Origin of the sequence: uncultured Gimesia sp. (genome assembly GCF_937910335.1) — a bacterium.
In the GTDB taxonomy this organism is placed as follows: Bacteria; Planctomycetota; Planctomycetia; order Planctomycetales; family Planctomycetaceae; genus Gimesia.
Genome location: NZ_CALEMX010000528.1, coordinates 1 through 2,945, shown reverse-complemented (window position 1 = coordinate 2,945; position 2,945 = coordinate 1). Strand labels below are relative to the sequence as shown.

Below are 2,945 nucleotides of genomic sequence, written 5' to 3'. Positions count from 1 at the left end.
GATGTGATTCTAGTAAAAGGCTCTCGAAGTATGCGAATGGAGCAACTAATTACGAGCTTGAGACATAAAGTGCGTAAACAGGGCTTTTTGCAGGCGAATTCAGAGGAAAATATATCATGTGTTTAAAGTTGTGATTTCACCGTGTGCTTCGGGTTTGCGGGAATCCAAAGCGCGTCCGTTTCGGCGGACAAATCAGCGCAGGAATTAGTGATTAATTGGGTCGATCACTCCAATGCTGTAGCATGGTGGAATCATTTCCGGACGTCGGGATTGGGGTCTCGACGTCCGGTGCTTACATTTTTTGGTAGGAACCAGTTAGCAACGAGAAATTAGCTGCATGGTAATCTGGTTGTTGAAGACATTCTCTCCACTGTTGGAACAACTCGAAGTGCTTTCGACTGGTGACTCGCGTGTCTTTCTGACGGCGAGAATTGTATTAGCCAGTATTTCTTCGTTTTTAATTGCGATTCTCTTGGGCCCCCTGGCGATTCGATGGTTGGAAAAACGATTTCGTGAGCGTGTCGACAGCGCTTCGGATAGACTCAATGAAATCCATGCCTCGAAAAATTCGACTCCTACAATGGGAGGAATTTTCATTGTCAGCTCCATTTTAATCTCAGCGTTTCTCTGGGCCGATCTCTCAAATCGATATGTTCAACTTGGAATTCTAACTGCAGCAGGTTTTGCATTGCTGGGTGCTTATGATGACTGGGTCAAACTCAGCACGACTCAAAATGGGTTAAAGCCGCGACAGAAGTTGATCACTCAGGTCTTCGTTTCTGCCATTGTGGGAACAATATTATATTTTAATCATTCCAGTTTACCTTCGGGCTTAGATCTGATTATGCCTGTAACACGTTTGGTTTTTTACCTGGGAATATTCTTTATTCCCTGGTCTATTCTGGTAATGGTGGGAAGCTCTAATGCTGTGAATTTAACTGATGGTCTGGACGGACTGGCCAGCGGTTGTATGGTTTTTGCAGGGTCATCATTTGCCGGTTTAACTTATCTGGCAGGCCACAAAGTCATGGCTGAATATTTACAGATGCCCTATATTCCTGGTGCGGGTGAATTGAGTATTATTCTGGGAGCAGCGGTCGGGGCGGTCCTTGGTTTCTTATGGTTTAACTGTTATCCGGCTCAAGTCTTTATGGGCGACACCGGGTCTCTCCCTTTGGGGGCATTGTTAGGTTTAGCTGCACTTGTGATTCGTCAGGAAGCTCTACTGGTGATTGCGGGAGGGGTTTTTGTGGTAGAGACGCTCAGCGTCATCTTACAAGTTTCCTGGTTTCGACGTACAGGAAATCGTCTTCTTGCCTGCAGTCCTTTGCATAATCATTTTTTATTCAAAGGCCAGCATGAAATGAAAATCGTGGTCCGTTTCTGGATTTGCTCTGCATTGCTGGCCATAATTGCAATTGCCAGTTTAAAAATTGCAACCTGAGTCTCCGGCAGGTACATCACGATCAGGTAAAGGTGACTCAGTTTTCTGGTAATCCCGCATTTGCCTATCAGCAAAAGTGATGGGATTGGGAAAAGGCCTGTTATCACGGTTTTGTCAGCAAATTCGTATCCTTGCCGAATGTTTCTAAATCGGGAATAGACAACGGATTTGGAGCTGAGGGTACATCGGATTACAGGTCGATTTCATTGATATCCATCCTCAGAGATCAATGAGAGTTTCTATATGAAATCTGCCTCACTGTTGCCACAATCGCAACCAGATCATGACCGTAGCTTGTTTATCTCAATGGCGTGTGCGCTATTGGGAATCGGTGTGCTGATGGTTCACAGTGCCAGCATTACCTCCTGGCCTACTGAGTTTGAGCAGGTTTATTTATCGAAACATTTAACCTTTCTGTCGATTGCAGTTATCGTGTCAGCGATTGCTTCTTATCTGCCTGCCCGATTTTGGTTTGATCGTGCTCCCCTGCTCTTTTGGGGCACCGTTGTCTTGCTGGTTCTTGTACTGATCCCTGGAATTGGTACTCGTGTCAATGGCGCACAGCGGTGGTTAAGATTTGGTTCGGTTTCATTACAACCTTCAGAATTAGCGAAAATAGCCCTGCCACTTTTGACAGTACGTTTGATGGTTCAAAGACGACGGTCTCTGAATCATTGGTTGAAAGGAACAATTCCTTTATTAATACCAATCGCAATAGTTGTACCCCTGGTATTGAGACAACCTGATTTGGGAACGGCACTATTCCTTGTCGGCGGTGTGACAATTGCTTTATTTTTGGGAGGTTGGCCTTTACGAAACTTTCTTGTGGGGGTGTTAGGTACCGTTCCAGTTCTGGTGATGTTTGTGGCGTTACGACCGTATCAGTTGAAGCGGATTAGTGGCTTTCTCGATACTTGGACGAATTGGCAATCCGCTCCCTATCAATTGAAACAATCTCTGATGGCTTTGGGAACGGGGGGGATTACCGGTTCCGGTTTGGGGAAAGGTGCCCAGAAATTAAGTTTTCTCCCAGAGGCAAATACCGATTTTGTATTCTCAGTGGCAGGTGAAGAACTTGGTCTGGTTGGCACGCTGGGTATTGTGGGTTTGTGGCTGGGGCTGTTCCTGGCTGGCTTCAATATTATTCGCTTACAAAATCAGAAATCGTATGCCTATGTTGTCGGGTTTACGTTATTGATGCAGTTAGTCTTACAGGCGATCATCAATGTTGCTGTGGTGACAGCGATGGTACCTCCCAAAGGGATTTCGCATCCTCTGATTAGCTATGGTGGTACAAACTTGATGGTAAGTCTGCTTTCGTTAGGCATTATTGTCAGTTTAACGCGTTCCCCTGCAGAGGAGAATGACCGTATTGACTCCGAACTTGAAAACGATCAAGAAGATAATTCGGTCTTAGAATCAGCACCATTAGAAGAAGAGTCCGACGAAGAAGAGTCCGACGAAGAAGAGTCCGACGAAGAAGAGTCCGACGAAGAAGAGT

General features: G+C 45.6%; 2 protein-coding genes. Both read left to right on the top strand.

Annotation, left to right across the window (positions count from 1 at the left end; genetic code table 11):
* Positions 1-337: 337 nt before the first annotated feature.
* The gene (gene mraY, locus Q0668_RS21785) at positions 338-1,444 is read left to right on the top strand and encodes a phospho-N-acetylmuramoyl-pentapeptide-transferase (RefSeq protein ID WP_298868529.1); all 1,107 of its coding nucleotides are present in this window, start codon (positions 338-340) and stop codon (positions 1,442-1,444) included.
* 243 nt (positions 1,445-1,687) lie between these two features.
* Positions 1,688-2,945, top strand: a 1,258-nt coding sequence (locus Q0668_RS21780; protein WP_298868527.1) for a putative peptidoglycan glycosyltransferase FtsW, incomplete at its 3' end; no start/stop codon positions are given.